This window comes from Bradyrhizobium sp. Ken01 (assembly GCF_055807355.1).
The window spans coordinates 1-26326 of sequence record NZ_JBVVPC010000006.1 but is presented as its reverse complement, the minus strand read 5'-3'; the positions used below and the strand labels follow the sequence as shown (position 1 = coordinate 26326).

At 64.6% G+C, this 26326-nt stretch carries 27 protein-coding genes and 1 pseudogene; 18 read left to right on the top strand and 10 right to left on the bottom strand.

From position 1 onward, the window contains the following. Positions 1–3 precede the first annotated feature (3 nt). The 3 genes from ispH to rnhA are packed head-to-tail and all read left to right on the top strand — an operon-like array spanning position 4 to position 2423. Positions 4–972 (top strand): 4-hydroxy-3-methylbut-2-enyl diphosphate reductase, encoded by a 969-nt coding sequence (gene ispH / locus AC0L3S_RS08415; protein ID WP_007597506.1) that lies wholly within the window; start codon positions 4–6, stop codon positions 970–972. A 6-nt stretch (positions 973–978) separates the two neighbouring features. After that, positions 979–1962, top strand: a complete 984-nt coding sequence (locus tag AC0L3S_RS08410; RefSeq protein WP_473278707.1) for a homoserine kinase — start codon at positions 979–981, stop codon at positions 1960–1962. Then, positions 1959–2423 (top strand): ribonuclease HI, encoded by a 465-nt coding sequence (gene rnhA, locus AC0L3S_RS08405; protein ID WP_270165637.1) that lies wholly within the window; start codon positions 1959–1961, stop codon positions 2421–2423. Before AC0L3S_RS08410 ends, rnhA begins: the two co-directional genes overlap by 4 nt. Positions 2424–2585: 162 nt before the next feature. On the opposite strand, the gene AC0L3S_RS08400 is transcribed toward rnhA, so the two are convergent. The 6 genes from AC0L3S_RS08400 to AC0L3S_RS08375 form a co-directional block, all read right to left on the bottom strand. Then, positions 2586–3071: a peroxiredoxin gene (locus AC0L3S_RS08400; protein ID WP_007597501.1), complete on the bottom strand. Its 486-nt coding sequence runs from the start codon at positions 3069–3071 to the stop codon at positions 2586–2588. Positions 3072–3190: 119 nt separating this feature from the next. After that, positions 3191–3745, bottom strand: coding sequence for a DUF924 family protein (locus tag AC0L3S_RS08395; RefSeq protein WP_473278706.1), 555 nt, complete (start codon positions 3743–3745; stop codon positions 3191–3193). 15 nt (positions 3746–3760) lie between these two features. Beyond that, the gene (locus tag AC0L3S_RS08390) at positions 3761–5446 is read right to left on the bottom strand and encodes a long-chain-fatty-acid--CoA ligase (protein ID WP_473278704.1); all 1686 of its coding nucleotides are present in this window, start codon (positions 5444–5446) and stop codon (positions 3761–3763) included. 189 nt (positions 5447–5635) lie between these two features. Continuing rightward, the gene (locus tag AC0L3S_RS08385) at positions 5636–7081 is read right to left on the bottom strand and encodes a D-alanyl-D-alanine carboxypeptidase family protein (protein WP_473278703.1); all 1446 of its coding nucleotides are present in this window, start codon (positions 7079–7081) and stop codon (positions 5636–5638) included. Positions 7082–7283: 202 nt separating this feature from the next. Further along, on the bottom strand, positions 7284–9080 hold the full coding sequence (locus AC0L3S_RS08380) for a glucan ABC transporter ATP-binding protein/ permease (protein WP_473266220.1): 1797 nt from the start codon (positions 9078–9080) through the stop codon (positions 7284–7286). 90 nt (positions 9081–9170) lie between these two features. Continuing rightward, complete coding sequence (locus tag AC0L3S_RS08375) at positions 9171–10217, bottom strand: ABC transporter substrate-binding protein (RefSeq protein WP_473278702.1); 1047 nt, start codon at positions 10215–10217, stop codon at positions 9171–9173. 228 nt (positions 10218–10445) lie between these two features. On the opposite strand from AC0L3S_RS08375, the gene AC0L3S_RS08370 reads away from it, so the two are divergent. From AC0L3S_RS08370 to AC0L3S_RS08340, 7 genes and pseudogenes are all read left to right on the top strand, one after another. Further along, positions 10446–10814, top strand: coding sequence for a hypothetical protein (locus AC0L3S_RS08370; RefSeq protein WP_473278701.1), 369 nt, complete (start codon positions 10446–10448; stop codon positions 10812–10814). A 115-nt stretch (positions 10815–10929) separates the two neighbouring features. Next, on the top strand, positions 10930–11334 hold the full coding sequence (hisE, locus tag AC0L3S_RS08365; RefSeq protein WP_473266216.1) for a phosphoribosyl-ATP diphosphatase: 405 nt from the start codon (positions 10930–10932) through the stop codon (positions 11332–11334). A gap of 45 nt (positions 11335–11379) precedes the next feature. Continuing rightward, complete coding sequence (locus AC0L3S_RS08360) at positions 11380–11982, top strand: YqaA family protein (protein WP_081747784.1); 603 nt, start codon at positions 11380–11382, stop codon at positions 11980–11982. Positions 11983–12030: 48 nt separating this feature from the next. Next, positions 12031–12566: pseudogene (locus AC0L3S_RS08355) on the top strand (hypothetical protein). A gap of 29 nt (positions 12567–12595) precedes the next feature. Beyond that, complete coding sequence (locus tag AC0L3S_RS08350; RefSeq protein WP_473266212.1) at positions 12596–13996, top strand: aspartate ammonia-lyase; 1401 nt, start codon at positions 12596–12598, stop codon at positions 13994–13996. 149 nt (positions 13997–14145) lie between these two features. Beyond that, a complete protein-coding gene (locus tag AC0L3S_RS08345) occupies positions 14146–15114 on the top strand; it encodes an NAD(P)H-dependent flavin oxidoreductase (RefSeq protein WP_473266210.1) in 969 nt (322 codons plus the stop codon). Between the two features lie 87 nt (positions 15115–15201). Continuing rightward, entirely contained in the window at positions 15202–15975 is a 774-nt protein-coding gene (locus AC0L3S_RS08340; RefSeq protein WP_473278700.1) for a thioesterase family protein, read from the top strand. Positions 15976–16010: 35 nt separating this feature from the next. Here the strand turns inward: AC0L3S_RS08340 and AC0L3S_RS08335 are convergent, their stop codons facing one another. Beyond that, positions 16011–17573: an AMP-binding protein gene (locus AC0L3S_RS08335; RefSeq protein WP_473278699.1), complete on the bottom strand. Its 1563-nt coding sequence runs from the start codon at positions 17571–17573 to the stop codon at positions 16011–16013. 107 nt (positions 17574–17680) lie between these two features. Between AC0L3S_RS08335 and AC0L3S_RS08330 the strand changes: the two genes are divergently transcribed. The 6 genes from AC0L3S_RS08330 to AC0L3S_RS08305 all read left to right on the top strand — a co-directional run bounded on the left by AC0L3S_RS08330 (position 17681) and on the right by AC0L3S_RS08305 (position 22009). Beyond that, positions 17681–18646 (top strand): NAD(P)H-dependent flavin oxidoreductase, encoded by a 966-nt coding sequence (locus tag AC0L3S_RS08330; RefSeq protein ID WP_473278698.1) that lies wholly within the window; start codon positions 17681–17683, stop codon positions 18644–18646. Positions 18647–18807: 161 nt separating this feature from the next. After that, the gene (locus AC0L3S_RS08325) at positions 18808–19056 is read left to right on the top strand and encodes a hypothetical protein (protein ID WP_007615367.1); all 249 of its coding nucleotides are present in this window, start codon (positions 18808–18810) and stop codon (positions 19054–19056) included. 132 nt (positions 19057–19188) lie between these two features. Beyond that, complete coding sequence (locus AC0L3S_RS08320) at positions 19189–19899, top strand: hypothetical protein (RefSeq protein WP_473278697.1); 711 nt, start codon at positions 19189–19191, stop codon at positions 19897–19899. Between the two features lie 86 nt (positions 19900–19985). Continuing rightward, positions 19986–20687, top strand: a complete 702-nt coding sequence (locus AC0L3S_RS08315) for a hypothetical protein (protein ID WP_473278696.1) — start codon at positions 19986–19988, stop codon at positions 20685–20687. Positions 20688–20906: 219 nt separating this feature from the next. After that, positions 20907–21746, top strand: a complete 840-nt coding sequence (locus AC0L3S_RS08310) for a hypothetical protein (RefSeq protein WP_473278695.1) — start codon at positions 20907–20909, stop codon at positions 21744–21746. Positions 21747–21820: 74 nt separating this feature from the next. Then, positions 21821–22009, top strand: a complete 189-nt coding sequence (locus tag AC0L3S_RS08305; protein WP_473278694.1) for a hypothetical protein — start codon at positions 21821–21823, stop codon at positions 22007–22009. Between the two features lie 184 nt (positions 22010–22193). On the opposite strand, the gene AC0L3S_RS08300 is transcribed toward AC0L3S_RS08305, so the two are convergent. Continuing rightward, entirely contained in the window at positions 22194–22418 is a 225-nt protein-coding gene (locus AC0L3S_RS08300) for a cysteine rich repeat-containing protein (protein WP_473278693.1), read from the bottom strand. A gap of 234 nt (positions 22419–22652) precedes the next feature. Here AC0L3S_RS08300 and AC0L3S_RS08295 point away from each other — a divergent pair, with 234 nt between their 5' ends. After that, the gene (locus tag AC0L3S_RS08295) at positions 22653–22934 is read left to right on the top strand and encodes a hypothetical protein (protein WP_473266194.1); all 282 of its coding nucleotides are present in this window, start codon (positions 22653–22655) and stop codon (positions 22932–22934) included. Between the two features lie 120 nt (positions 22935–23054). Here the strand turns inward: AC0L3S_RS08295 and AC0L3S_RS08290 are convergent, their stop codons facing one another. Together AC0L3S_RS08290 and AC0L3S_RS08285 are read right to left on the bottom strand one after the other, a co-directional pair. Continuing rightward, the gene (locus AC0L3S_RS08290) at positions 23055–24992 is read right to left on the bottom strand and encodes an ATP-binding protein (RefSeq protein WP_473266192.1); all 1938 of its coding nucleotides are present in this window, start codon (positions 24990–24992) and stop codon (positions 23055–23057) included. Further along, on the bottom strand, positions 24989–25672 hold the full coding sequence (locus tag AC0L3S_RS08285; protein ID WP_473266191.1) for a response regulator: 684 nt from the start codon (positions 25670–25672) through the stop codon (positions 24989–24991). The genes AC0L3S_RS08290 and AC0L3S_RS08285 overlap by 4 nt, the downstream gene beginning before the upstream one ends. A 421-nt stretch (positions 25673–26093) precedes the next feature. Here AC0L3S_RS08285 and AC0L3S_RS08280 point away from each other — a divergent pair. Next, positions 26094–26326: caspase family protein (locus AC0L3S_RS08280; protein ID WP_473266190.1), on the top strand; the 233-nt coding region annotated here is incomplete at its 3' end.

Below are 26326 nucleotides of genomic sequence, written 5' to 3'. Positions count from 1 at the left end.
TCAATGTCAGCCAAACCAGACCTCAAGATCGTGCTTTGTTCTCCCCGTGGCTTCTGCGCCGGGGTGGTCCGGGCGATCGACACCGTGGAACGGGCGCTCGATAAATACGGCGCCCCCGTCTATGTTCGCCATGAGATTGTGCACAATAAGTACGTCGTCGATGGGTTGAAGAAGAAGGGCGCGATCTTCGTCGAGGAACTCGCCGAAATCCCGGAGAACACCACCGCGCCGGTGGTGTTCTCGGCCCATGGCGTGCCGAAATCGGTTCCGGCCGACGCCACGTCCCGTAATTTGTTCTCGCTGGATGCGACCTGCCCTCTTGTCACCAAGGTGCACCGCGAGGCCGCGATCCATTTCAAGCGCGGCCGCGAGATCTTCCTGATCGGCCATTCCCATCATCCGGAGGTGGTGGGCACGCTCGGCCAGCTCCCGACCGGCGCCGTGACCCTGATCGAGACCGCCGAGGACGCCAAGACCATCGCGCCGAAGGACCCGAACAACCTCGCCTTCGTGACCCAGACCACGTTGTCGATCGACGACACCGCGGAGATCGTGGCGCTGCTGAAGGAGCGCTTCCCGAACATCAACGGGCCGCACAAGGAAGACATCTGCTACGCCACCACCAACCGCCAGCTCGCGGTGAAGAAGGTGGCGCCGGTGGTCGACGCCTTGATCGTGGTCGGTGCGCCGAACTCGTCGAACTCGCAGCGCCTGCGCGAAGTCGCCGAGCGTGAGGGCTGCCCGATCGCCGTGCTGGCGCAGCGCGCCACCGAAATCGACTGGAAGCGGTTCGAGAACATCACCAGCCTCGGCATCACCGCGGGCGCCTCGGCACCGGAAGTGATCGTCGAGGAGATCATGGACGCGTTCGCCGAGCGCTTCACACTGCATGTGGAGACGGTCTCGGCTGCGGAAGAGAACGAGTTCTTCCCGCTGCCGCGCCAGGTGCGCCCCGAAGCCGCCGCCGAGTAGACCTTCATGGCGGTCTACACCGACGTTGCCGCCGACGAGCTTGCGGACTTCCTCAACCAATACGATCTCGGCGAGTTGCTCTCCTACAAGGGCATCGCCGAGGGCGTCGAAAATTCCAACTTCCTGCTGCATACGACCAGGGGATCGTTCATCCTCACGCTCTACGAGAAGCGCGTGGCGAAGAACGATCTGCCGTTCTTCCTCGCGCTGATGACGCATCTGGCCGAGCACGGCGTCAACTGCCCGCTGCCGGTGAAGGGAACGGACGGCGAGGCGCTGCGCGAGCTGTCGGGCCGGCCGGCCGCGATCATCACCTTTCTCGAAGGCGTCTGGCCGCGCAAGCCGAACGCGGCCCATTGCGCCGGCGTCGGCGAGGGGCTCGCCAGGATGCATCTGGCAGGTGCGAATTTCGCGATCAGGCGTGCGAACGCGCTGTCGGTCCCGGGCTGGCGGCCGCTGTTCGATGCCGCGTCACAGCGGGCCGACGAGGTGCAGCCCGGCCTGCGCGCGTTCCTGAGCCACGAGCTCGACTACCTCGAGAGCGGGGTCTGGCCGACGCAGCTGCCCGAAGGCGTGATCCACGCCGACCTGTTCAACGACAACGTCTTCTTCCTGGGCGACAAGCTCTCCGGGATCATCGACTTCACTTTCGCCTGCAATGATATGCTGGCTTATGATGTTGCGATCTGCCTCAACGCCTGGTGCTTCGAGCCGGATCATTCCTTCAACGTCACCAAGGCGCGGGCCTTCCTCAATGCCTATGGCCGCGTGAGAAAGCTGTCCGAGGCGGAAGAGGCCGCGCTGCCGCTGCTCGCGCGCGGCGCCGCGATGCGCTTCCTGCTGACGCGGCTGGTCGACTGGCTCAACGTTCCGCCCGGCGCGCTGGTTCGGCCGAAGGATCCGCTGGAATATGTCCGCAAGCTGCGCTTCCACCAGAGCGTTTCCAGCGTGCGCGACTACGGGCTGATGCCGTCGGGGCTGGTGGCGTGAGCGAGCTTCCCAACGTCACGATCTACACCGATGGCGCCTGCTCGGGAAATCCGGGACCCGGCGGCTGGGGCGCGATTCTGAAGTTCGGCGACAAGGAAAAAGAACTGAACGGTGGTGAGCGCCACACCACCAACAACCAGATGGAATTGATGGCGGCGATCTCCGCGTTGGAAGCGCTGAAGAAGCCGTGCACCGTCGATCTCTATACCGACAGCCAATATGTCCGTCAGGGCATCACCGGCTGGATCCACGGCTGGAAGCGCAACGGCTGGCGCACCGCCGACAAGAAGCCGGTGAAGAATGTCGAGCTATGGCAGCGCCTCGATGCTGCACTGAAGGCTCATGACGTGCGGTGGCACTGGGTCAAGGGCCACGCAGGGCATCCCGAGAACGAACGCGCCGATCAGCTCGCGCGCGACGGGATCGTGAAGGCGCGGTTGCAGCAGAGGGTGGCGGAGTAGCGCGCGGTCGGCGCTCCTTATGCTCCGCCGTCATCGCCCGGCTTGACCGGGCGATCCAGTAAGCAGCGGCCTCTCGATTCAACAACAACTGTCTCTGGAATACTGGATGCCCCGCTTTCGCGGGGCATGACAGTGTCGTTTGTGGCTGAAAGCGGTCGCCGCTTACAGCTGTCCCAGCAGCGTATCGCCGCCGGACACTTCGACCTTGCCCGGCATCGCCTCGAGGTTCAGCTTCTTGACCACGCCGTCCTCGACCAGCATCGAATAGCGCTTGGAGCGGATGCCGAGACCGTTGCCGGAGGCGTCGAGCTCCATGCCGATCGCCTTGGCGAAGTCGGCATTGCCGTCGGCGAGGAAGATGGCCTCGTCGCGCTGGTCGGTGTCGCGCTTCCACGCGTTCATGACGAAGGCGTCGTTGACGGAGACGATGGCGATGGTGTCGACGCCCTTGTCCTTCATGGCGTAGGCGTTGAGGAAGATGCTCGGCAGATGCATCTTGTGGCAGGTGCCGGTATAGGCGCCGGGCACCGCGAACAGCGCCACTTTCTTGCCCTTGAAGATATCGTCGGTGGTCTTCACCTGCGGGCCTTCCGCCGTCATCACGCGGAATTTCGCCTCGGGCAGCTTGTCGCCAGTTTGGATCGCCATCGTCAGTCTCCCTGAAAATCGGTCCCGCTTTTTAGACCGTGCGGCGGGCCTGCACAATATTGCCGGCGCCGATAGTGACACGGGAAGCGGTGAGGGCGGGACCCTTCACCGTTATGTCATCAGCCGGCGAACCCGCCGCCGTCGAGGAAGGCCTGCTCGTCCGACGTGGTGTCGCGGCCGAGCAGGCGGTTGCGGTGGGGGAAGCGGCCAAACCGCCGGATGATATCGGCGTGCTCACGCGCGTATTTCAGGTTCTCGGCATTTTCGGTGTTTTGAAACAGCGCGACGCAATGCAACTGGTCGGGCAGGTGCTCGGAATGCATGAAGGGCAGATAGAGGAATTCGAGCAGGACCGGATCGATCCTTTGATCTGCACCCCGCGCAATGGCGCGGCGGGCGACGTCGCGCGCCAGCGCGTCGCTGGCAAAGGCCTGCGCCGTGCCCCGAAACATGTTGCGCGGAAACTGGTCGAGCACGATGACGAGCGCGAGTGCGCCCTCGTCGGTCGCCTCCCATGACGAGAGTTCGCCGGCGACCGTCTTCTGCCACAGGGCGAGAAAGCGGCGCCGGACCTCCGCGTCGAATGCGTCGTCGCGCTCGTACCATGCATCGCGGCCGGCCTCGCGCCAGAAGGCGAGGATGCCGGCTGGATTGATGTTGCCGTTGTCAGTCATGAACGAAAGAGGGGCTTACGCCGCCTCCGCCTTCTTCTCGTCGCGCAGCTGCCGGCGCAGGATCTTGCCGACATTGGTCTTCGGCAGGTCGGTGCGGAATTCGATGTGCTTGGGCACCTTGTAGCCCGTCAGCTGCTCCTGGCAGAACTTGACCAGAACCTCCGCCGTGAGGTTCGGGTCCTTCTTGACCACGAACGCCTTCACCGCCTCTCCCGACTTGGAATCGGGAATGCCGATGACGGCGCATTCGAGCACCCCCGGGTTGCTCGCGATCACTTCCTCGATCTCGTTCGGATAGACGTTAAAGCCGGAGACCAGGATCATGTCCTTCTTGCGGTCGACGATCTTGGTGTATCCCCGCTCGTCCATGATGCCGATGTCGCCGGTGCGGAAATAGCCGTCCGCGGTCATCACCTTGGCGGTCTCCTCCGGCCTGTTCCAGTAGCCCGACATCACCTGCGGACCCTTGGCGCAAATCTCGCCGGGCCGGCCGAGCGGCATCTCGTTGCCGTCGTCGTCGCGGATCGAGATCCAGGTCGAGGGCACGGGGATGCCGATGGTGCCGTTGAACTCGGGATCGGTCGTGGTGTTGCAGGTCAGCGTCGGAGATGTCTCCGACAGGCCGTAGCCTTCGGCGATGGAGCAGCCCGTGATCGCCTTCCACTGCTCGGCGACGGGGCGCTGCACCGCCATGCCGCCACCGTTCGAGATCTTCAGCTTGGAGAAGTCGAGCTTCTTGAAGTCGGGATGATGCATCAAGCCGTTGTAGAGCGTGTTCACGGCCGGGAAGTTGTTGACCTGGTACTTCGCCAATTCCTTGATGAAGCCCGGGATGTCGCGTGGATTGGGGATCAGGAGATTGCAGCCGCCGGCGCGCACCGCGAGCAGGTAGCAGGCCGTCAGCGCGAAGATGTGATAGAGCGGCAGCGCGCAGACCACCATGAGTTGATCGACATGCGGCGGCGCGGCCATCGCCGGCTGCAGCCAGGCGTCGTTCTGCAGGACGTTGGCGACGATGTTACGATGAAGCAAGGTGGCACCCTTGGACACGCCGGTGGTGCCGCCGGTATATTGCAGGAAGGCGACGTCGCCGGGCGACAGCTTCGGCTTGTTGAAGGCCAGAGAGCGGCCGGCGGAGATCGCGTCGTTGAAGGACACCGCGCCTGGCAGCGACCAGGCCGGCACCATCTTCTTGACGCGGCGGACGACCAGATTGACGATCACGCCCTTGAAGCCGAGCAGGTCGCCCATGCTGCCGACGATGACGTGCTTGACCTGCGTCTTCGCGATCACCTGCTCGACGGTGTGGGCGAAATTCTCCAGCACGATGATGGCTTCGGCGCCGGAATCCTTGAGCTGGTGCTCGAGCTCGCGCGGCGTGTAGAGCGGATTGACATTGACCACCGCGAAACCGGCGCGCAGCACGGCTGCGGTCGCGACCGGATATTGCAGCACGTTCGGCATCATGATCGCGACGCGGGCGCCGCGTTGCAGGCCTCGCCCTTGCAGGTAGGAGGCCATCGCCAGCGACATCTGGTCGAGGTCGCGATAGCTGATCGACTTGTCCATGCAGATGAACGCCTTGCGGTCGGCGAACTTGGCGAAGCTCTCCTCCAGGAGGTCGACCAGCGATGAATATTGCGTCGGCTCGATATCGGCGGGGACGCCGGGCGGATATTGCTTAAGCCAGATGCGCTCCATGGAAACTCCCCTCATTGACCAGAGCCCGTTGTGTCTCGGGCTTGCCTCATTGCCGTCAGTATCGAGCCTGCCGGAACGGGTGGCAAGCGGTCGAGGCTTAGGACAAACGTCAGGGAGTGGCTATCGGAATCCTCACAAGCGGCTTGCCGCAACTGCGAAGTGCGGCGCGGTCTCGCCTCGCGACCGCCGTTAACTGTTGTTGGCCGGCTTGGGGGGCTTGGTCGCGGCTTTGGGCTTGGCGGGCTTGGCCGCTTCGCCGCTCACCGCAGGCTTTGTCACCGCATCGGGCTTGGCTGCGGCATGCTTGGCACCGGCTGGCTTGGCTGCGGATTTGCCGTCGGCCGGCTTGGCGGCCGCCGCCGGTTTGGCATCGGGCTTCGCCGCCGCCGTCTTGGCGTCCTTCGGCTTGTCTGCCGCGTCGGGCTTTTTGGCGACGCGCGACTTCTTGCCACGCGGCTTTGGCGTGGCCTGCTGGTCGGCATCGGCCGCGACCGCCGCGATCAGCGCGGTCCCGGTGCGGGTCGGACCGGTATAGACCAGCACGGGCTCGGCCGCCGCCGGGGCCGAGGCCATCAGCTCTGAGGCCTTCATCAGGGGCGGCTGAAGCCCGGCCGTGAAGAAGGTGACCTGGGCTTCGCCGCCCGTGGCCGAGGCGGAGCCGGACGTGCCGCCATTGGTCGCGATCAGCGCGTCGTCATCGTCGCTGGCCGGCCGCTTGCGATGGCCGCCGCACATGTCGTCACGCAGGTTCGGCGGCGAGGCATCGACCGGCACCAGCTTGTCGACGGTGCCGAGCGAGGGGCGGAGCCAGGTGAGATTGTCTTGCGAGAAGCCGCGCTCCAGCAGCTGCGCCGCCTTCACCGCGCGCGCGGTGCCGGAGTTGGCGCCCAGCACGACGGCGATCAGCCGGCGGCCGTTGCGAGTGGCCGATGCGACGAGATTGTAGCCGGAGGCGCAGATGAAGCCGGTCTTGAAACCGTCCGCGCCGGGATAGCGGCCGATCAGCTTGTTGAAATTGCCGGTGACGCGCTTGCCGAAGCGGATTGCCGGAATGTGCACGAAGTACTCGTACTCGGGCAGGTCGCGCAGGAACGAGCGCGCCAGAATGCCGAGATCCCGCGCGGAGGTGATCTGTCCGTCGGCGGGCAGGCCGTTCGGATTGACGTAGCTCGTCTGCGTCATGCCGAGCTTCTGCGCGGTGTCGTTCATCAGCGCCGAGAAGCCGTCGATCGAACCGCCGACGCCTTCCGCGAGCACGACGGCCATGTCGTTCGCCGACTTCACCATCATCATCTTGAGTGCGTTGTCGACGGTAAGCTGCGTCCCCGGGCGAAAGCCCATCTTCGAAGGCGACTGCGAGGCTGCCGTCGGCGATACAGTGAGCAGTGTGTCGAGTGTGAGCTTGCCGTCCTTGACCGCCTTCAGCGTCACATAGGCGGTCATGATCTTGGTGACGGAAGCCGGATACCAGGGAATGGTCGCGTTTTCGGCCTGCAGCACCTTGCCGCTATCGGCCTCGATCAGGAGCAGCGCTTCTGCATTCGCCGCGCGCGGCGCCAGTAATGCGGCACACGCGAGTCCCGCAGCAAGCAGGTTGAACAGGGATTGACGAAGCAGCGGGCGAAGAGCGTGCACTATCCGATTCCGGTCCTTGGAGACCCGCCGGTTCCGGTCGGCTCTCGTGATCTGATGTTCGGTTCTGAAATCCAGCGCCGCCGCTTGCGGCGCCGCAAACCTATACCGGCTGGTGCGTCGGGAATAGGGGCATCAGCGGCGTATTCCGCAATGAAATGGGCCGAATTTCGACGATATGATGGGGACTTGCTAAGGCGACTTGTTAAGGCGATTTGGCGGCCGTCGCGGCAGCCTCAGCCGCTGTCACGCTGGCCCGTGCGTTCTCCTGAACCATGAACTGAGCCCTGGCGAGGTCGGCGAAATGGCCGCCTTTGGCCACGAGTTCATCAAAAGTTCCGCTTTCGATCACACGCCCGTTCTCGAACACCAGGATCCGCGTGGCATTGCGGATGGTGGAGAGACGATGGGCGATCACGAAGGTGGTGCGGCCCTTCATCACTTCGTCGAGAGCGGTATTCACCTTGGCCTCAGTGACGGCGTCGAGTGCGCTGGTCGCCTCGTCCAGGATCAGGATCGGCGGATCCTTCAGCAGTGCACGGGCGATCGAAAGCCGCTGGCGCTCGCCGCCGGACAGCATGCGGCCGCGCTCGCCGGCATTGGTCTCGAAGCCGCCGCTGCGCTCGATGAATTCGAGCGCCTGCGCACGCTCCGCCGCCTTGCGCATCTCGGCCTCGGTGGCGTCCGGCTTGCCGACGCGCAAATTCTCCGCGATCGAGCGGTTGAACAGCAGTGCCTCCTGAAAGACCACGCCGATGTTCCGCCGCAGCGAAGTCAGCGTCACCCCGCGCACGTCCATACCATCGATCCTGATGAAGCCGGACTGCGGATCGAAGGCGCGATGCAGCAGTGCAATCGCGGTGGATTTTCCGGCGCCGGTCGCGCCGACCAGCGCGATGGTCTGGCCGGGAAGCGCGGTGAAGGAGAGGTCCTCGACCGCCGGCCGTTTGCCGTCATAGGAGAAGGTGACGTCGTTGAATTCGACGAGGCCGGAGAGCCGACCCGCATCGATCGCGTCGTGCCGGTCGTGCACCGCAGGCACCGCATCGAGCACGTTGAAGAACTCGCGTAAGCGCGGGGCTTCCATGAACACGTTGTTGATGAAGCTCACGACCTGCTCCAGCTTCTGGATCAGAAGCGTCGCAAAGCTCACGAACATCACGATCTCGCCGACCGAGGTCAGCCCCTGGTCGTGCAGCGCGATGCCGAAAGTGAAGATCGCGAGCACCGTGATCGTGGTGGAGGCCCGCGTGATCACGGTGACGAGCGCCCACCAGGACAGCACCGGCATCTGGGCTGCAAGCAATTGGTCGGCAACGGAGCGCAGGCCCTGCACCTCGGATTCGACGCGGACGAAACTCTGCACCAGCGCGACATTGCCGAGCGCATCCGAAGCGCGTGCGGAGAGCTCGCTGTATTGCTCTTCGACGGCCATCTGCATGCCGAATGTCTTGCGTACCACGAAGGTGGTCAGCGCGGTGAAGACGATGCAGAGCACGAACAGCAGGATTGCAAGCCGCCAGTTCAGGTAGAGCGACAGCGGCAGCAGCACCACGACCGAGAGGATGGCGGCAAAATGCTCGCGGAAGAAGCCCAGCCACAGCCGCCACAGCGCATCGGTGCCGTTGAGCATGACCTTCATCAGCCGGCCCGAATGGGTACCGGAGTGGAAGGTCAGCGGCAGTTGCAGGATGTGCTCGAAATAGTCCGTCAGGACGGCCTGCCGCTGGCGGTGGGAGAGCCGGTCGGCCTGCAACGCTACGAGCGCGCTGCAGGCGATGGTGAACAGCCCGAACGCGACCCAGGCAACTAGGAACGGCCACGCCGAATTGGAGCCTGCGACCGTCTTGCCGGAGAGCACGTCGACAATCCGGCCGAACAGCACCGGTTCGGCGAATTGCGAGCCGGCAAGCAGGAGATTGACGATCGCGAGCAGCCAGCCCAGCCGTGCCTCCTTGCCGAGCAGCTCGAGAACGCGGGTGTAGAGGCGGAGAATGGGCATGGGACGACAAGCTCGGGCGGCTGGAACGGAGTGAGCGCATACTCTAATCAGGGATCGCCCGTGAGATATAGCGGAAGCTGTCGGTTTTGCTCAGTTGATCAACCGCCCTGCGACTGGCGGCAAGAACCCGCCGTCGAAAATGTCGCCCGCCGCGGGCCGTTTGCGGAATTTGAAATCCTGCCCGATCTGGTCGATCGAGCGATCCATGCGCGCCGGGTCGATGTCGCCGAGGCCGTTGCGACGGACCTCGTCGGTCAGGATGTTGTCGACGAGGACGGTGCGCAGGCGCTCCAGCTCGAGTTCGCGGTCGCCGTCCTCGATGCGGCTCGCGGCCTCGTCCGCCGCGCGCGCCGGGTCCTTCACGGTCGCGTTGATGCCGGCGATCAATGCGCGAACGAATCCCTTCACGGTGTCCGGCTTGGCCGCGGCGAAAGCCGGGTTGACCACGACGGCAAAGCCATAGGCCTCGCAACCATAGTCGGCATAGCGAAGCGCGACGAGATCGCCGCCTGGTACGCCGCGGTCGCGCAGGTTCACTGCCGAGAGATAGCTGAAGCCGGCGACGGCATCGACCTGTCCCGCGGAGAGGATCGGCTCGCGTACCGCGGCGCTGATCTTGCGGAATTTGACGTGAGCCGTGTCGATGCCGTTCTGCTGCGCCAGCGCCGGCCACAGCCGCATCGACAGATCGCTATCGGCAACGCCGACGGTCTTGCCGTCCAGGTCGGACAAGAGGTGGATGCCACGGCTCCTGCGGGCGACGATCGCGTAGGGCGCGCGGTTGAACAGCACGAACACCGCCTTGACCGGTGTCGCATCCTTGTCGCGGAAGCGGATCAGCTCGTTGATGTCGACGAGCGCGAGCTCGCTGTCACCCTTGGCGACGCGCGCAAGCGCCTCCGGCGATCCGGCCGCGCTGCTGAAGGAGACGTTGAGACGTTCGGCGCCGAAGCTTCCGTCCTTTGCGGCGAGAAAGAACGGCGCCATGCTCGCATCGATCGGGCGGTCGAAGGTGAAGTGGATCGCAATAGAGGGTGCGGCGGTCTCGGTCCCCGAGACATCGCGTGCCGTCAGCGCGGCAAGCAAGATTGCAAGGGCCGGCAGGCAGCGAAGGGCAGTGGTCCTGAATCCGAACATCGGTCGCGCCGGTCCCGCATTATTGTGGTTTTGTGACGCTCGCAGCGTCAGCGGGCGGAGCACTCTGTTTGCGCTAATATGAACGGCGGATGAGCGGCGGTTGCGTCACGATCACGCAACCCCGTTCAGCTTGTGTTGGGGTTGGGGAACCCAACATGGGATGCGGGTGTTTGAGAGACACGAGCCTGTCATCAGGCACCATTCGAGGTCCCAAGGAGGGTCCAGGACATGTTTGATAGATTTTCGGGATTTGTCGGCCGTAAGGCCGTTTTCTGTACCGCCGCGGTGCTGGCGCTGACCGCAATGGCTCCGACCGCTTCATACGCGGGCGGCCGTCATTGGCATGGTGGCGGCGGCGCGGCCTTTGCCGGAGCGGCCATTGCCGGTGCTATCGGCACCGGCCTCGCAATCGCAGCGACCCGTGACGCCTACGCTTATGATGCTCCTGCCTATTACGGCGGCGGCCCGGTCTACTACGACGACGGTCCGGTCTATTACGGCGGCGACTCGTATATCGGTCCGCGCCCGTATCACCGTTGCGGCGGCCCATACCAGTCCGCGCAGGGCGGCCAAGGTAACCTTTCGACTTGCTACTAGCTTTGGCTAGCAAGTGTGGACCAGCCGGCCGTCGCTCTTGCCGCGACGGCCGGCTTTTTGCTTTTGTTGTCGTGCGTTAACGTCCCCGCTATGGGTTTAGAGTAGCTTTGCGTACATGAGTGATTCGCTTGAGCGGCTATATCTGGCTGTGCTCGCGGCCAGGGACCTTGATCCGGCAACATCGCGCACCGCGCGGCTGTTTCAGCGCGGCCCGTCAAAAATGGCGAAGAAGCTTGCTGAAGAGGCCATCGAGGTCGTCATCGATGCGGTCAACGGCGATAGCGAAGCCGTGATCCGGGAAAGCGCCGATCTACTCTACAATCTGACCGTGCTCTGGGCCTCCGCCGGCGTGCGCCCCGAGGACGTCTGGCGCGAGATGACGCGGCGTGAAGACATGCTCGGCATCGCCGAGAAGCTGCCGAAGTCGGCGATGAAACTGCCCAAAGTTGCGTCACCGCGTGTCGCCGCGAGGCGGCCAATCGTCGCGCTTGAAGGCCGCAGCGCGCGCAAGCGCCACTAGTATTGGCACAAATCGGTCCCATCTCGGCATGGACAAATCCGTCCCATGGTGCTTCATCGCGGCGCCATGCTGAAACGTATCTACGACTGGTGCATCGACGCCGCTCACAAGCCTTACGCGCTCTGGATCATGGGCGCCGTGGCTTTCGCTGAAAGCTCCTTCTTTCCCGTCCCCCCGGACGTGATGCTGATCCCGATGTCACTGGCGCGTCCGCAACGCGCTTGGGTCTATGCGGCGATCTGCACTGCGACGTCGGTGCTGGGTGGTCTGTTGGGCTACGCCATCGGTGCGCTGCTCTTCGATTCGGTCGGCCATTGGCTGATCGAGGTCTATGGCCTCGGCGGCAAGGTCGACGCCTTCCGCGCCTCCTATGCCGAATGGGGCGCTGTGATTATCCTGCTCAAGGGCCTGACACCGATCCCCTACAAGCTCGTGACCATCACGTCCGGCTTTGCCGGCTACAATATCGGGCTCTTTATCCTATGCTCGATCGTGGCGCGTGGCGGGCGCTTCTTTATCGTGGCGATCCTGCTCAACCGCTACGGCGACTGGATCCGGGTCAAGATCGAGAAGCATCTCGGATTGGTGGTGGCAATCGGCGCCGCGGTGCTCGTGCTCGGCTTTGTCGTCGCAGTCAAATTGATCTAACCCCAAAGGCGCTTTGCCGCCGCGCCTCGTTCGGCTACGGTTGCCGTCATGATGCTTCGATCCGGCAATCCGGTCTTGCGGCTGGGCACGCTGACATTTGCGGTGCTTTCGCTCCTGCTGGGTACCGGCGGTGCCGGATGGCCGCAATCCGCGCCGCCGGCGCTCGGCTTGCAGGAGCAAGGACCGCAGGCCGCACCGGCGCCCTCGACAGCCCCTTCGTCGCCGCCGGCGCATGAAGAAAATCCCGGGCTGATCAACGAAATGGGCAAGCTCTTCGACAAGCTGCCTCGATCCTGCCGCCGATCAAAAGCCCGAGCGAGACCATGAACGACTTGTCGCGCCTGGCCAAGCCGTCGACCATGGTGTCGGGACGCGTGGCCTGCCCGGCCTCGTCGAATGGCGCGCCCGACTGCAAGCTCGCCGCCGACAAACTCTGCCAGAGCAAGGGCTACACGGAAGGCAAGAGCCTGAATGCCGACTCCGCGGAAAAGTGCTCGGCCAAGGTTCTGATCCCGGGCAGGCAACGCAAACCGGATGACTGCCGCACCGACACCTTCGTCACCAGCGCGCTGTGCCAGAACTGAGGACGCGCGCGAGCAAGCAAGGAGCGCCCATGAGCCGCACGGAGCAGGACTTCCTCGGACAGCGTGAGATCGCCGACGACATCTACTACGGCGTCCAGACCATCCGCGGGAAGGAGAACTTCCACATCACCGGCATTCCGATGAACCAGGAGCCTTACTTCGTGAAGGCGCTCGGTTACGTCAAGAAGGCCGCCGCCATGGCCAACCGCGATCTCGGCGCGGTGGACACCAAGGTCGCGGAAGCGATCATCGTGGGCTGCGATCGCGTCATCGCCGGCGATATGATGGACCAGTTCGTCACCGACTTCATCCAGGGCGGGGCCGGCACCTCCACCAATATGAACGCCAACGAGGTGATCGCCAATCTCGCGCTGGAATCGCTCGGCTTCGCGAAGGGCGACTACCAGCACGTCAGCCCCAACGATCACGTCAATTACGGCCAGTCGACCAACGACACCTATCCGACCGCCTTTCGGCTGGCGCTGATCCTGCGGCTCGAGAGCTACATGACGGCGCTGCGCCAGCTCCAGGAGGCGTTCTTCGCCAAGGGCCGGGAGTTCGAGCGCGTGCTGAAGATGGGCCGCACGCATCTCCAGGACGCGGTGCCGATGTCGCTCGGCGCCGAATTCCGCGGCTGGGGCACCACCATGGGCGAGGAGGTCGATCGCATCTCCGAGGCCCGCGCGCTGCTGCGCGAGATCAATCTCGGGGCGACCGCGATCGGCACCTCCGTCACCGCGGCGCACGGCTATCCCAAGCTCGCGGTCCGGCATTTGAGCGCGCTCACCGGCGTCGACTTCATCCTTGCGGGCGACCTCGTCGAGGCGACGTCGGATACGGGCGCCTATGTGCAGCTCTCCGGCGTCCTCAAGCGCACCGCGAGCAAGCTGACCAAGATCTGCAACGACATCCGCCTGCTCGCCTCGGGCCCGCGTGCCGGCTTCAACGAGATCAACCTGCCGCAGCTTCAGCCGGGCTCCTCGATCATGCCCGGCAAGGTCAATCCTGTGATCCCCGAGGTCGTCAACCAGACCAGCTTCCTCGTGATCGGGCTCGACACCACCGTGACGCTCGCGGCATCCGCCGGACAGCTCCAGCTCAACGTGATGGAGCCGGTGATCTCGTTCGCGCTGTTCTTCTCGATCCGCACCATGGAGCGGGCGGTCAACAGCCTGCGCGAGAACTGTGTGGTCGGCATCACCGCCAACGCGGAGCACACCCGCAACATGGTGCTGAATTCGCTCGGCATCGTCACGGTGCTGAAGCCGCTGCTCGGCTACAAGCAATGTGCCGAGATCGCGCGCGAGGGCTACAAGAGCGGCAAGTCGCTGCACCAGATCGTCGTGGTCGAACGCAAGCTGCTGACCCAGGAGAAATGGGACGAGATGTTCTCGTTCGAGCGGCTGATCAATCCGGATTTGCTTGCGTGATGTCGTCGGTCCGCGCTGAATTCCGCGCCTTGGAATTGCGGTAACGGCGTCCTCCACGGCGCCAAAACGCAATACTTGACAGTGGAAAGATTGCCTTGTTGGTATGGCCCCCAACTTCGATGTGACCGTCAATAGAGGATCGTCTCGCAATGTCCATGCCTGCCCTGTTCAAGGGACGCCTGTCGATCCCCGTGATCGGTTCGCCGCTCTTCATCATCTCGGTGCCCGATCTCGTGATCGCGCAGTGCAAGGCGGGCGTGGTCGGCTCGTTTCCGTCGCTGAACGCGCGGCCGCCGGAGCTGCTCGACGAGTGGCTGGCGCGGATCACCGAAGAGCTCGCGGCCTACGACCGCGCGCATCCGGACAAGCCGTCGGCGCCGTTTGCGGTCAACCAGATCGTGCACAAGTCGAACAACCGGCTCGACCACGACATGCAGCTCTGCGCCAAGTACAAGGTGCCGATGATCATCTCCTCGCTCGGCGCACGTGAGGAGCTGAATCAGGCCGTGCACGGCTGGGGCGGCATCGTCTTCCACGATGTGATCAACCAGAAGTTTGCGCACAAGGCGATCGAGAAGGGCGCCGACGGCCTGATCCTGGTCGCAGCGGGCGCCGGCGGCCATGCCGGCACGATCTCGCCGTTGGCGTTCGTCGCCGAAACGCGAAAATGGTTCGACGGCCCGATCGCGCTGTCGGGCGCGATCGGCAACGGCAAGGCGATTCGCGCCGCGCGCATTCTTGGCGCCGACTTTGCCTATATCGGCTCGGCCTTCATCGCCACCAAGGAAGCCAATGCGGTCGAGAAGTACAAGGAGATGATCGCGGGCGCGACGGCCGACGACATCGTCTATTCCAACCTCTTCACCGGCGTGCACGGCAACTATCTGAAGCCGTCGATTCTCGCCGCCGGTATGGATCCGGAGAACCTGCCGACGTCAGATCCCTCGAAGATGAACTTCGGCACCGACGCCTCCGGCGAGCGCGCCAAGCCAAAAGCCTGGAAGGAAATCTGGGGTTCAGGCCAGGGCGTCGGCAGCATCGACGGTATCGTGCCAGCCGCCGAAATGATCGCGCGCTTCAAGAAGGAATACGACGAGGCAATCGATCCGCCGTTGTGAGCTTCGTCGTCCCGGCCTTGTGCGCAATTGCGCACTGGGCCGGGCGCCAGCTCTTGCTGAGCGCCGGATGTGCATCACGGAGAAACGATGACCCCCATCTACCGTGTCGACGGCGACAGCGTCGTCACCAGCCCGGATGCCGCGGGCCCGTGGGACCGGCGTATGCAGCACGGTTCGGCGCCGGCCTCGCTGGTGACGTGGGCGGCTGAGCGCATTCCGACGCCAGTTGCAATGGACATCGCGCGCGTCACCATCGACCTGATGCGCCCGGTGCCGGTGGCCCCACTCACGATCTCGACCGAGATCTTGCGCGAGGGCCGCAAGATCCAGCTCTGTGGGGTCAAGCTGCTCGCCGACGGCGTACAGGTGGTCGGCGCCACCGTGCTCAAGATCAAGCGCCAGGCGCTGACCCTGCCCGAGGATATCAAGGCACTGCCTGTTACGCTGCCGTCGCCGGAGGACTCGCTGCTCGAGGACGGTCATGCCGCCACCAGCCCGTTCGTACGTTCAGTCTCGATGCGCGCCGCGCGCGGCCGCTTCGGGCAAGCCGGCGCCGGCGCGATCTGGTTTCGCGTCGATCATCCCCTGATCGCAGGCGAAGCGATCTCGCAGGCGATGCGCGCCGTGGTCGCGGCCGATTTTTCCAACGGCACCGCCTCGTCGCTCGATTTCCGCGCCTGGACCTATATCAACGCCGACCTCACCGTGAGCTTTGCGCGCCAGCCGATCGGCGAATGGATCCTGCTCGACGGCGATTCCTGGATCGGTCCCGATGGCGCCGGGCTTGCGATGTCGCGGCTCGCCGACCGGCAGGGCTATTTCGGCCGAGCCGTGCAAAGCCTGGTGATCGAGAAGCGGTGAGGGCGGCGTGAGCTGCGTGGCGTCCCGGGCAGGAGCTACCCCACCATCCGGTCCCGCCCGCTCCAGAATTCCGCGCGCAGCACTTTCTTGTCGACCTTGCCGACGCCGGTCATCGGCAATTGCCTGACGAACTTGATCTGCTTGGGCGCGTGAGCCGAACCCTTTCGCGTTTTCACCATGTTGATCAGCTCGTCGGCATCGGGCCTAGCGCCTTCACGCGGCACGACGATGGCAGTCACGGCTTCACCCCATTTCTCGTCGGGAATGCCGACGACAGCGACCATGGCCACATCGGCGTGCTGTGACAGCACGTCCTCGATTTCCCGCGGAAAGATGTTGAAGCCGCCGGACACGATCATGTCCTTCTTGCGGTCGAGGATGAACATGTAACCGCGTTCGTCCTTGCGCGCGATGTCGCCGGTATGGACCCATCCGTTCTTGAGCGTCTCGGCGGTGGTGTCGGGCCGCTTCCAGTACTCCGCCATCGCGTGGGGGGCGCGCACGCAGATCTCACCGGCTTCGCCCGTCTCCACTTCCTGATCGTTGTCGTCGAGGATCCGGACCTCGCAGGCCGCGATCGGGAAGCCGCAAGACAGGAACAGTTCGGGCGTCTTGGGATCGTGATCCGCTTTGCGCAGCACCGAGATTGGATAGCATTCGGTCTGACCGTAGAGTTGTGAGAACACCGGCCCGATCCGTTCGATGCCCTCGATCAACCGGCTCGGCGACATCGCGGAGGCGCCGTAGAGCACCAGCTCGAGCGAGGAGAGATCAGTCCTGCTCAATGCGGGATGATCGAGCAGCACATAGATCATGGTCGGCACGAACAGCGTGAAGTTGATGCGCTCGCGCGCGATCGCCGCCAGTACCGCCTCAGGATCAAAACCCTTCAGCATGTGAACGGTGCCGCCCCGCATCAGGGTCGGCAGCACTTTCGTGCCGGCAACATGGCTGATCGGTGCCACCGCGAGGTAGCGCGCGCCATTGGGGATTTCGAAGTCGGCAAGGATCGCGGCCGCGGCTCCGGCATTTTCGCGGTGGTAGCGCAACGCGCCCTTGGATTTGCCGGTCGTGCCACCGGTGTAATTCAGCGTCGAGAGATCGTCGGGTCCGGCGAGGCAATGCGCGCTGGCATGGCCTTCGATCTCGATCGCCTGCAAGAGGTCGACGCCATAGTCGGCCGGTCCCATGGTGAAGACCGCCTTGAGCCAGCCCGCTTGCGCAGCGAGCTCGCCGCCGCGATCGCGGAAGGCGGCCGCATCGACCACCAGCACCTCGGCCTCGGAATCCTCGAGCTGGAACATCTGGTCTCCCCGCGATCCCAAAGGATGCAGCCAGGTGACGCAGAGCCGCGACAATTGCGCGGCGACGCCGGCGCACCAGGTGTCGGCGCGGTTCGCGGTGAGGAAGGCGACCCGCGCGCCGGGCTGCAATCCAAGCCGCATGAACACGGCCTGGATGCGCCCGATCAGGTCGATGGTGCCCTGATAGCTCAGCGATCCGCCGGGCCAGGCGAAAGCAGTTCGGCCCGGATAGCGCGACAGTGCCCGCAGCGCCTGCGCGCAACTCGGCGACGATGCGTGGAGCGGATCGGACATATGTTTCCTCGCTGCTTTGTCATCGGCTTCTGGCGTGCCAATGTTTACGCGACGCTAGCACAGGGAATGCGGGATGGAACGACAAAGCCCGCGCGAGGGAGGCATGCGTGACGTCAGATCGGCTGCAACGTTTCCATGGTCGTCTCGCGCTGCCGCTGATTGCCGCGCCGATGTTTCTGGTGTCGGGCGTCGAGCTCATGGTCGCCGCCTGCCGCAACGGCGTGATCGGCAGCTTCCCCAGCGCGAATTGCCGTAGCACCGAACAGCTCGATGAATGGCTCACCAACATCGAAGCGCGGCTGCTGCGGCATGAAGATCAAACCGGCCGTAAGGCCGCGCCGCTTTGCCCAAACCTGATCGTGCACCGCTCCAATGCACGGCTGGAGCAGGATCTCGCCGTATTGCTGCACCACAGGCCGGAGATCGTCATCACCTCGGTCGGCTCCCCCATGCCGGTGCTGAAGCCGCTGCACGACGCCGGCGCATTGGTGCTTGCGGATGTTGGCTCGATCCGGCACGCCGAACGCGCGGCGGAAGCAGGTGCCGATGGACTCGTGCTGCTCACTGCGGGCGCGGGCGGGCAGACCGGCTGGCTCAACCCGTTCGCCTTCGTCCGCGCGGTGCGCGCGTTCTACGATGGCATCATCGTGCTCGCGGGTGGCATCAGCGATGGCCACGCATTGCGCGCGGCCGAAGTGCTCGGCTGCGATCTCGGCTACATGGGCACGAAGTTCATCGCGACCCACGAGAGCATGGCGGATGATCGTTACAAGCGGCTTCTGGTCGAGAGCAGCGCCGACGATATCCTGCTGACCACCGCGTTCACGGGACTTCAAACCAGCATGCTGAAGCCGTCGATCGTCGCCGCGGGTCTCGATCCCGACGACCTGCCGGCGCGCGGGGCCATCGACATCGCCAAGGACATCGACGTTACCGCACGGGAGAACCGGCCAAAGCGCTGGCGCGATATCTGGAGCGGTGGGCACTCGACATCCGGCGTGACCGATGTGCTCGCGGTTGACGATCTCGTCGCATCAACGCTCGCGGAATACCGTGAGGCGGTGGAGCGGTAGACCCGTGTCCCTTTCCGGAAGAACCGGGAGAGGGAAGGAGATACCGTCGCATCGGTCAAAGTTAATCCCGCATGGCTCCGCAGCCCCACACTTAACGGCAGATTAACCATCGATCGCCCAGAATCCCCTCAGGCGCCAATCAGGACCGAGAGGGACAGGCGATGGACTTCGACTTTCTCAACGCCAAGACGGCGGCTTCGCTGGATGAAATTCGCATTCGCGTAGCCCATGCGCTCGCCCGCCATCCGCTGTGCCGCAACGTGCGCTTCGACATCGTCAGCGTCCCCCGCACCCGCCGGGGCGGCAATTGGACCGTGGCGCTGCAGTCGGTCGAGCCGCGTGGAGTCTGGGAGGCCTCGGAGATCGTGGCCGACATCCAAGACGCTTACGATCTGGCGCTAGCTGCCTGATTTTGCTGAGCTTTCTAGATCATGTCGCCGCAGTCCGCGCGATTGCCGCCGCGATGGCACGGTTAAGCCTTAATTTTCGCCCAGTTTCCGGGCAGTGATCACGTGGACTTGAAGCCGGTTGCGGAGAGACGTTTGTCGAAAGCCATCACCATCGTCGTGCTGACCTGCTTCCTTGTCCTCGGCGCCGCCACTACCGCCATTCTCGGTCGCGACAGCGTGCCCAGCGTCAGCGCCGAAATGATCACGCAGGCGCCGCCACCCAAGCCGCTTGCAACCAATCGGGCCGCCAAGGCCGACCGTCTGGTTCCGACGCTGGCGTTAGCCTCGGCTGCCATCGACCCGGTCCAGGTACCGGCCGACAAGCTCTCGCAAATGCCCGTGCTGACCGAGCCGCTGCGCCAGGCGTTTGCCGCCGCCACGCCATCCGATTTCCCGATGCCCAAGGCGAGTGTGAACGAGGCTCCGGCCGCTGCAGAGATTCCTGCCGTCGAAGTCCCCGTCAAGCCGAAGGTCGTCGTCAAGCCGCAGCCGCAGAAATCTTATTCGCTGCTGTCCGACGTGCAGATTGCGGGCATCAGGGACCGCCTGAAGTTGTCGTCGTCGCAGGAATATTACTGGCCCTCGGTCGAAACCGCGCTGCGCAACGTTGTCCGCAAGATCTCGGCAAACAAGCTGTCCAATCCGAACGTGCAGGGCGTGCCGATTGATCCCAATTGCGACGAGGTCCAGCAGTTGAAGTCGGCCGCGATGCCGCTGCTGTTCCAGCTGCGTGACGACCAGAAAGAGGAAGTGCGCAAGCTCGCCCGCATCATCGGGCTTGAGAAGGTGGCGCAGCAGATCTGACGCGCAAGTTCCGTCCGGAACTGCGCCTGTATCGGGAACATCAGGCAATCGACAAGCGTTGCTCGCTCCAAAGAGGGAGTGGACCAATGCGCGCCTCGACAGCTTATTTCGTCGGTGCAGGAACCATCGTCGCAGCCATCGCCATTGGTCTCGGCGGCGGCATTGTCGCCGGCAATATCATGAATCCGGTGTCGCCCAAGCAGGGGCCTGATACCAGCAAGATCGCGCAGCGCGCTGACGCCAAGCCCGCCACGACGGACGCGCCATCCGAGCGCCTGCAATATCTCACCGGCTCGCAAGCCTTCGGCGCCATGGTCGCCGCGCCAGCGCAGGCCGAAGCCAAATCCGAGTCCAAGCCTGAGGCAAAGTCCGAAGCGGTGAAGCCCGACACGCAGACCACTCAAGCCAACACTGAACAGCCAGCGCAGCAGCCTTCGCAAGCGGCCGCGGTGGAGCCCCCGAAACCGCCACCGGCATCGCCTCCGCAAGTCGCAAAGCCTGCCGAGCGACAAGCATCGACAGAGCCGTCATCCTCATCCGACAACGCCTATGCCAAGGCCAGGGATTCTGACGTCAAGCGCGCCACGTCTGAACGGCGCCGGACGGAGCGCCGTGAGCGCTGGGCCGAGCGCCGTCGTTACGATTCCCGCGAGCCGCGTGCGATGCGCGACCGCACCGATTGGGACGACGTCGCGCGAAACATCCGCGAAGATGCCGATGCGCGCGAGGTCCCGAGCAGGCCGCGCGGCGGCTTTCCGCAGATCAGGCTATTCGGCGACGACGATTAGCTCCACGGCAGCGTGACCCTGACGCCACGATATGAGTGCGTTTCGCCCTGTCCCGGGGGCGCGCACCGAAAAGGCATTGTCACCTGCTTTGCGATTGAATAGTATTTCAACGTTTCTTCGTGGTTGTACGGTGCATCGATATTGCCGTTGCGCCGGATTGCATCGCCAGGGACGCCGTCCCTGCGAATTTCGATCGTGGCATTTCCATAGGAGCTTTTCATGTTGACCGCTCATGTTGCCCTCGTCACCGAACAATCGAAGATCACGCCGGCACAGCTCGCGAAAGTCGCGGGCGCCTTGTCCAAGCAGGTCTCCCGCGATTTCGGCCCGATCTGGAAAATCAATGCAGACGTTGCCGCGTACGAGAAACTGGAAGAGGTGCCGCTCGACTATTGGCCGATCATCATCAAGGACAATATCGGCGACCCCACGGCCGCGGGCTATCACGAGGACGAACATGGCCAGCCTTACTCGCTCGTCCAATACGACGAGGCATGGTCGCTGACCGCAAGTCACGAATGCCTGGAGATGCTGGCCGATCCGTTTGGCCGGCGCACGGTCGCCGGAGACTCGCCAGTGAAAGGACAAGGGCGCGTCAAGTTCCTGGTCGAGGTATGCGATCCCTGTGAAGCCACGGATTGTGCCTACACCATCAACGGCGTGCTCGTTTCCGATTTCTACACCCCGAACTATTTCGATCCGATGCGGGTGGATGGCGTCCGGTACAGCTACAGCGGCAAGCTGAAGGCGCCGCGGCAAGTCCTGAAGGATGGCTATTTGAGCTGGTACGAGCCATCGACCAAGACATGGTGGCAGCGGAACTGGTTCTCCGGCGCCAAGGCAGTCGACGGTGCGATCAAGGATTTCCAGCCGAGCGGAAGCAACGTGCGCGCCGCCATCGATCGTCACACAGAAGCCGCGCGGGCGCGCGCACACGATAAGCGCGGCCCGAATACCAAGCTCGCCATGCGCGCGCTCAAGGGCAAGCCGGCCAGGAATGATCCATTCAAGAGCCGGGCCGACGCACTGCGGGCCGCAATCAAGGCGGTCGGCGGCTGAAGGCTTGTCGTCGCTCCGGTCGTCATTAAGTGTGATCCTGGACTGCTGACTGACTTTATGACCAGGTATCACGCATGAACGCCGAGGATGAGGAGGCCCGCAAACGCAGGGCCGAGGAGTTGCGCGCGGCTATACGCGGCGCCGGAAGCGGGAAAAGACCCGACCGTGCGCCGACGCCGCGCGAGATCACCGACGAGGCAGCCCGCAAGGCACGACAGGACGCCGGCGTGGTTGCGCCGGACAAGGATGGTTCCGACGATTAGGCGGTGTCGGCAATGAAGGCATCCGGTTGGCCAGCACGCAGCCGGCCGAGTGGGCGCCTACGAAGATACTGTCGCACATTCATGGCGCTCCGCGGGGACCTTCCGCGGAGCGCCTGCAAGATTGTGCTTTGGCGAGGCGGCCTGCCGGGCACCTTCGCCCGCAAAGGGGGAGAAGGAAGTACGCTCACCCGCCGTGTGACTCCACGACTTTGCGGCAGCCGTCCGAAAGCTTCGACTTGTTCTCGCGCAGGCAGGCATTCATCTGCGGCGGCTTGCCGATGTGTTCGGCGCAGAATTTGCTCGCGTCGCTTCGGCACGTCATCTGCTCCTGCGGCGTCGGACCGGATTGCGCAACGGCGGTCTGGGCGGTAGCGGCGAGCAGCAGCACGGCAAGAACCGAAATCTTCATAAAACACCTCCTTGGGAATGTCGTTGGTCCCGCCTGGGATCAAGCGGGCCGGACCATCTCGCGAGCGCCGGGCGCGGGTCCATGCCATATTCATGGCATCGGCTAGCCCGTCCCGCCGCCGTACCCCCATTTTCATGGCATGTATCAGCGCGCCGTCTTTTGTCATTCAGGCTGCACGTCGGCGGCGAGACCCGGTGATTGCATCGGGACGCCGAACGGGAGCAGGAGAGCAAGATGTCGAAAAGAGCGGGAGCGCTGAGCGCCGGGCTGACGATTTTGGCGCTGGCAGGTGTGGTGATGGTTTCGCTGGGCACGAGCCCGGCGCAGGCGGTGGTCTATTGCAAGACGGTCGGCATACCCAAGGGCTGCGTGGTGCGGCCGACAGCGGCAGTGGTGGTTGCGCCGGCCGCCGCGGTCGCGGTCGCGACACCCGGGGTCGGTGCGCCCGGTGTCGGCGTGCGCGCGGGCACGCCGATGAATCGCGGTGGTCCGGTCAACCGCGTCGGCGTGCGCTGAGAAAGACGAAAGAGTTCGGGCGAAGGAGCGTTGCGGACGACCCCCCCCCCGTCTTCCGCAGGCAAATCATCCGGCCCGTCCCTCTCTCCGCGCGTCCCACACGTTCGGAGAGGGGGCTTTTCAGCCGACGGCGGCACCGCTGTCGGGGAAAATCTGCGGCAATTGCAGCCGCACGCGCGTGCCTGAGGAATCCGAGCTCAGATCGAGCATCGCTCCGCAGCGCGCGGCACGGCTCCTCATGTTGCGAAGGCCGCGCGCGGTCTGGCTCGCGTCGGTGGCTCCGCCGCTGCCGACCGACGCAGCACCGTTCGCAAAGCCCTTGCCGTCATCCGCGACCTTGATCACACCGTACGGTCCCTGACCTTCGTCGACCGTCTCGATGGTGACCGCGATGCGGCGGGCCTCTGCGTGCTTGACCGCATTGGTCACGGCCTCGTCGAGGATGCGCACGATCTGGATGACATGCCATGGCCTGAGCTCGGGATGCAGCGGCAGCCCCTGCGGCGTGGCCACGTGCCAGTCCAGCGCGATGTCGTGCGGTCGCAATTGCGCGGTCGCGCGCTCGCGCCAGGAGCCGAGTGCGAGCATCAGGTCGCCGCCGATGTCGTCCATGGAGTCGATGACGAGGCGGAGGTCCTTCAGCGCGGCACGGGCGGCGTCGGTGATGGTCGCACCCTCGTGCCCGCGCTCGGACAGTGCCACGATGCTGATGAGCTGGCCACCGAGGCCGTCATGCAGGTCGCGCATCAGCCGCGTGCGCTCATTGGCGAGCGCGGCGGCCCGTGCACGCTCCTCCTCGCGGGCAAAGCTCGCCTTCAGCCGCTCCTCAGCCTCGCGTATGCGCGTCACGAGCTGGTCGGCAAAGCTGTCGACCTGGTTCAGCGCGCGCGCGAACCGCCAGGTCAAGCCGGCGCCGATCGCGACCAGCATCGCCGAATAGGACAGGCGCGAGAGGAAGATGCGCTCGTCGGTCACGATCTCGAACACCGACAGGATGTCATGGACCCAGCAGATCAGCACGATCGTCACCGCGCAGCCGAGCGTGAAGCTTGCCGCGTCCTGCCGCCGCACCACCGCGGCGGTAGTGACGCAGGCCATCAGGAGCAGGCAGAGACCGACAGTGGGAATCCCCAACAGGAGAAACAGAATGCGCGGCAGCGGCGGGCCGGCGATCAGTCCGACACCGAACACGACGAGCCCCGGCGCGAACAGCAGCATGCCGTAACGCGGCCAGCGCCAGCCGAAGAACAGCACGCCGAAGACGACGACCAGGGCGCTCTCGATCGGTGCGGACGCGAGCAACACCGCGGCGAGCCGGGACGTGTTGACGGGGGGCACCGGTGGCGGCGCGAAGGCCTGCACTACGCCGAATACCATCGCCACGGCCAGGACGCCGTAAACCGGCTCGCGGCGGCGCATCAGCCACATGATCGCCAGGATCACGGCGAGGATCGACTGCCAGGCCGAGAACACCACCGGCAACGTGACGAACATCAACGTGCGTGTCTCGTAGGCCGGCCGCAAGGCCGCATCCGGCCCGACATAGACGGTGTCGAGGAAGCCCTTGAGCGGTCCCCAAACCAACAGCCGCACGGTGATCTCGTTCGCACCCTCGCGCAGCAGCGAGGACGGGATCGCCCCGATCTGCGGAGTGTTGCGGTCGGGCCGGTTGGCGTTGGCATCGCGTCGGGAATCCAGGATGACGACGCCGTTGATTGAGACTTCCACCGCGTTGCTGAAGCGCGGCAGGAATACCGACCATCCCGACGCCACATCGCCGCGGCGGAACGTGAAGGCGCCGGTATAGAGCGGCGGGTCGGCTAGGGAATAGCGTGAGGACGTGAAATGCGGCAGCGTTACGGGACGCGCCACGCCGTCCTCGCGCAGCGAAAATTCGCCAAGTGCAAAGTCGTCGGGGTCGCTGGGCTGGAGCAGCCGCAGCCCGAGGACGGTCGCGACCACTATGAGCGCCTGGAGCAGCAGATAGGGCACGAGGCGCGAGACCAGCAGCCGGCGCCGCGCGGGTTTGACCGTTGCCTTCGCCGCGATCTCGCTCACAGCTTGATCAGGCCCTGCTGCACCGCTTCGAACACCGCTTCGCTGCGGGTGTGCACCTCGAGCTTGCGATAGATGTTCTTGATGTGGCCGGGCACGGTCTGCCTGGAGAGGCCGAGATGGCTCGCGATCTCGGCGTAGCTGAAACCCTTGGCGATGCCCCAAAGGATGTCGATCTCGCGTGGGGTGAGCCTTGCGGTGTTGAGCGCGGGACCCGGCGGAGGCTCGGCTGAATTCTGCGCGGTACCTTGCGTTCTGCGCACGATGAAGCGGGCGATCGAGGCCGAGATCGGCGAATGGCCGGCGACCAGATCGCGCACGGTGGTGGCGATATCAGTGGGGAACGCATCCTTCAGGAGGTAGCCGGTGGCGCCGACCGTGATCGCGGAGATCACACTCTCCTCGTCGCCGAGCGCGGAGATCACCATGATCTCGGTGTCGGGAAAACGTTGCCTTGTCTCGCGGATCAGCTCGACGCCGTGGCCGTCGGGCAACCGCAGATCGGTAAGCAGCACGCGCGGCGCCCGCTCGCCGAGTCCGGCGCGGGCCTCCGCGAGCGTGCCGGCGCTGCGCACCTCGTAGCCGGCCTTGACCAGCGCGTCGTGGAGCCGCCAGCAGGTCGGCGCGTCGTCCTCGACGAGGAGGATGGTGATGGCTTCACCCGTCTCGCCCTGTTTGGTCATGATCATCGTCCTGCACCGCGTGTCCCCCGCGGCGCAGGGCCAAGTTTAGCTGCGGTGCGGGCGCCGCGACACCCATAATCATGGGGGCGCAAGATCTTGGGTGCGCAAGGCATCGGTCTGGCGTTCCCGACGCGATGCCTACTGCTTCGTCGCGGTCGGCTTGTCCGGCGGTATGGGCGGGCTCGGCAGTCGCTGCACCAGATGCGCGCGGTATCGGCATTGTTCTTGTAGAACTGCTGATACGGCCCCTTGATCACGTCGAGCTTCGTCGGCCGCAGCCATTCCGCCGAAGGTTCGGCCTGACGCCCACGGCGGCACCGGGAAGTGAGATAGGCCACAGACGGGTTGACTTACGGGAGGAGACCCTCGAAATCTTCCCGGAGCCAGCCCAGGGCCTCCTTGACGGATTGAAGCCTGCACCATGGTCGGATTGATCCTCCCGGCTCCGATGTCACGCCTGCAGCGTCTGGCCGGCCGCGTTGCGCTGGCGGCTGCCCTGATGCTGGTCGCGGCCTCGACTGCGCAGGCCGACAAGCGGGTGGCGCTGGTCCTTGGCGTGTCCGACTACCAGAGCGTTGCGCGGCTGGCTAATCCCGACAACGACGCGGCTGCCATCAGCGACGCGTTCAAGCGGATGGGGTTCGATATCGTGGA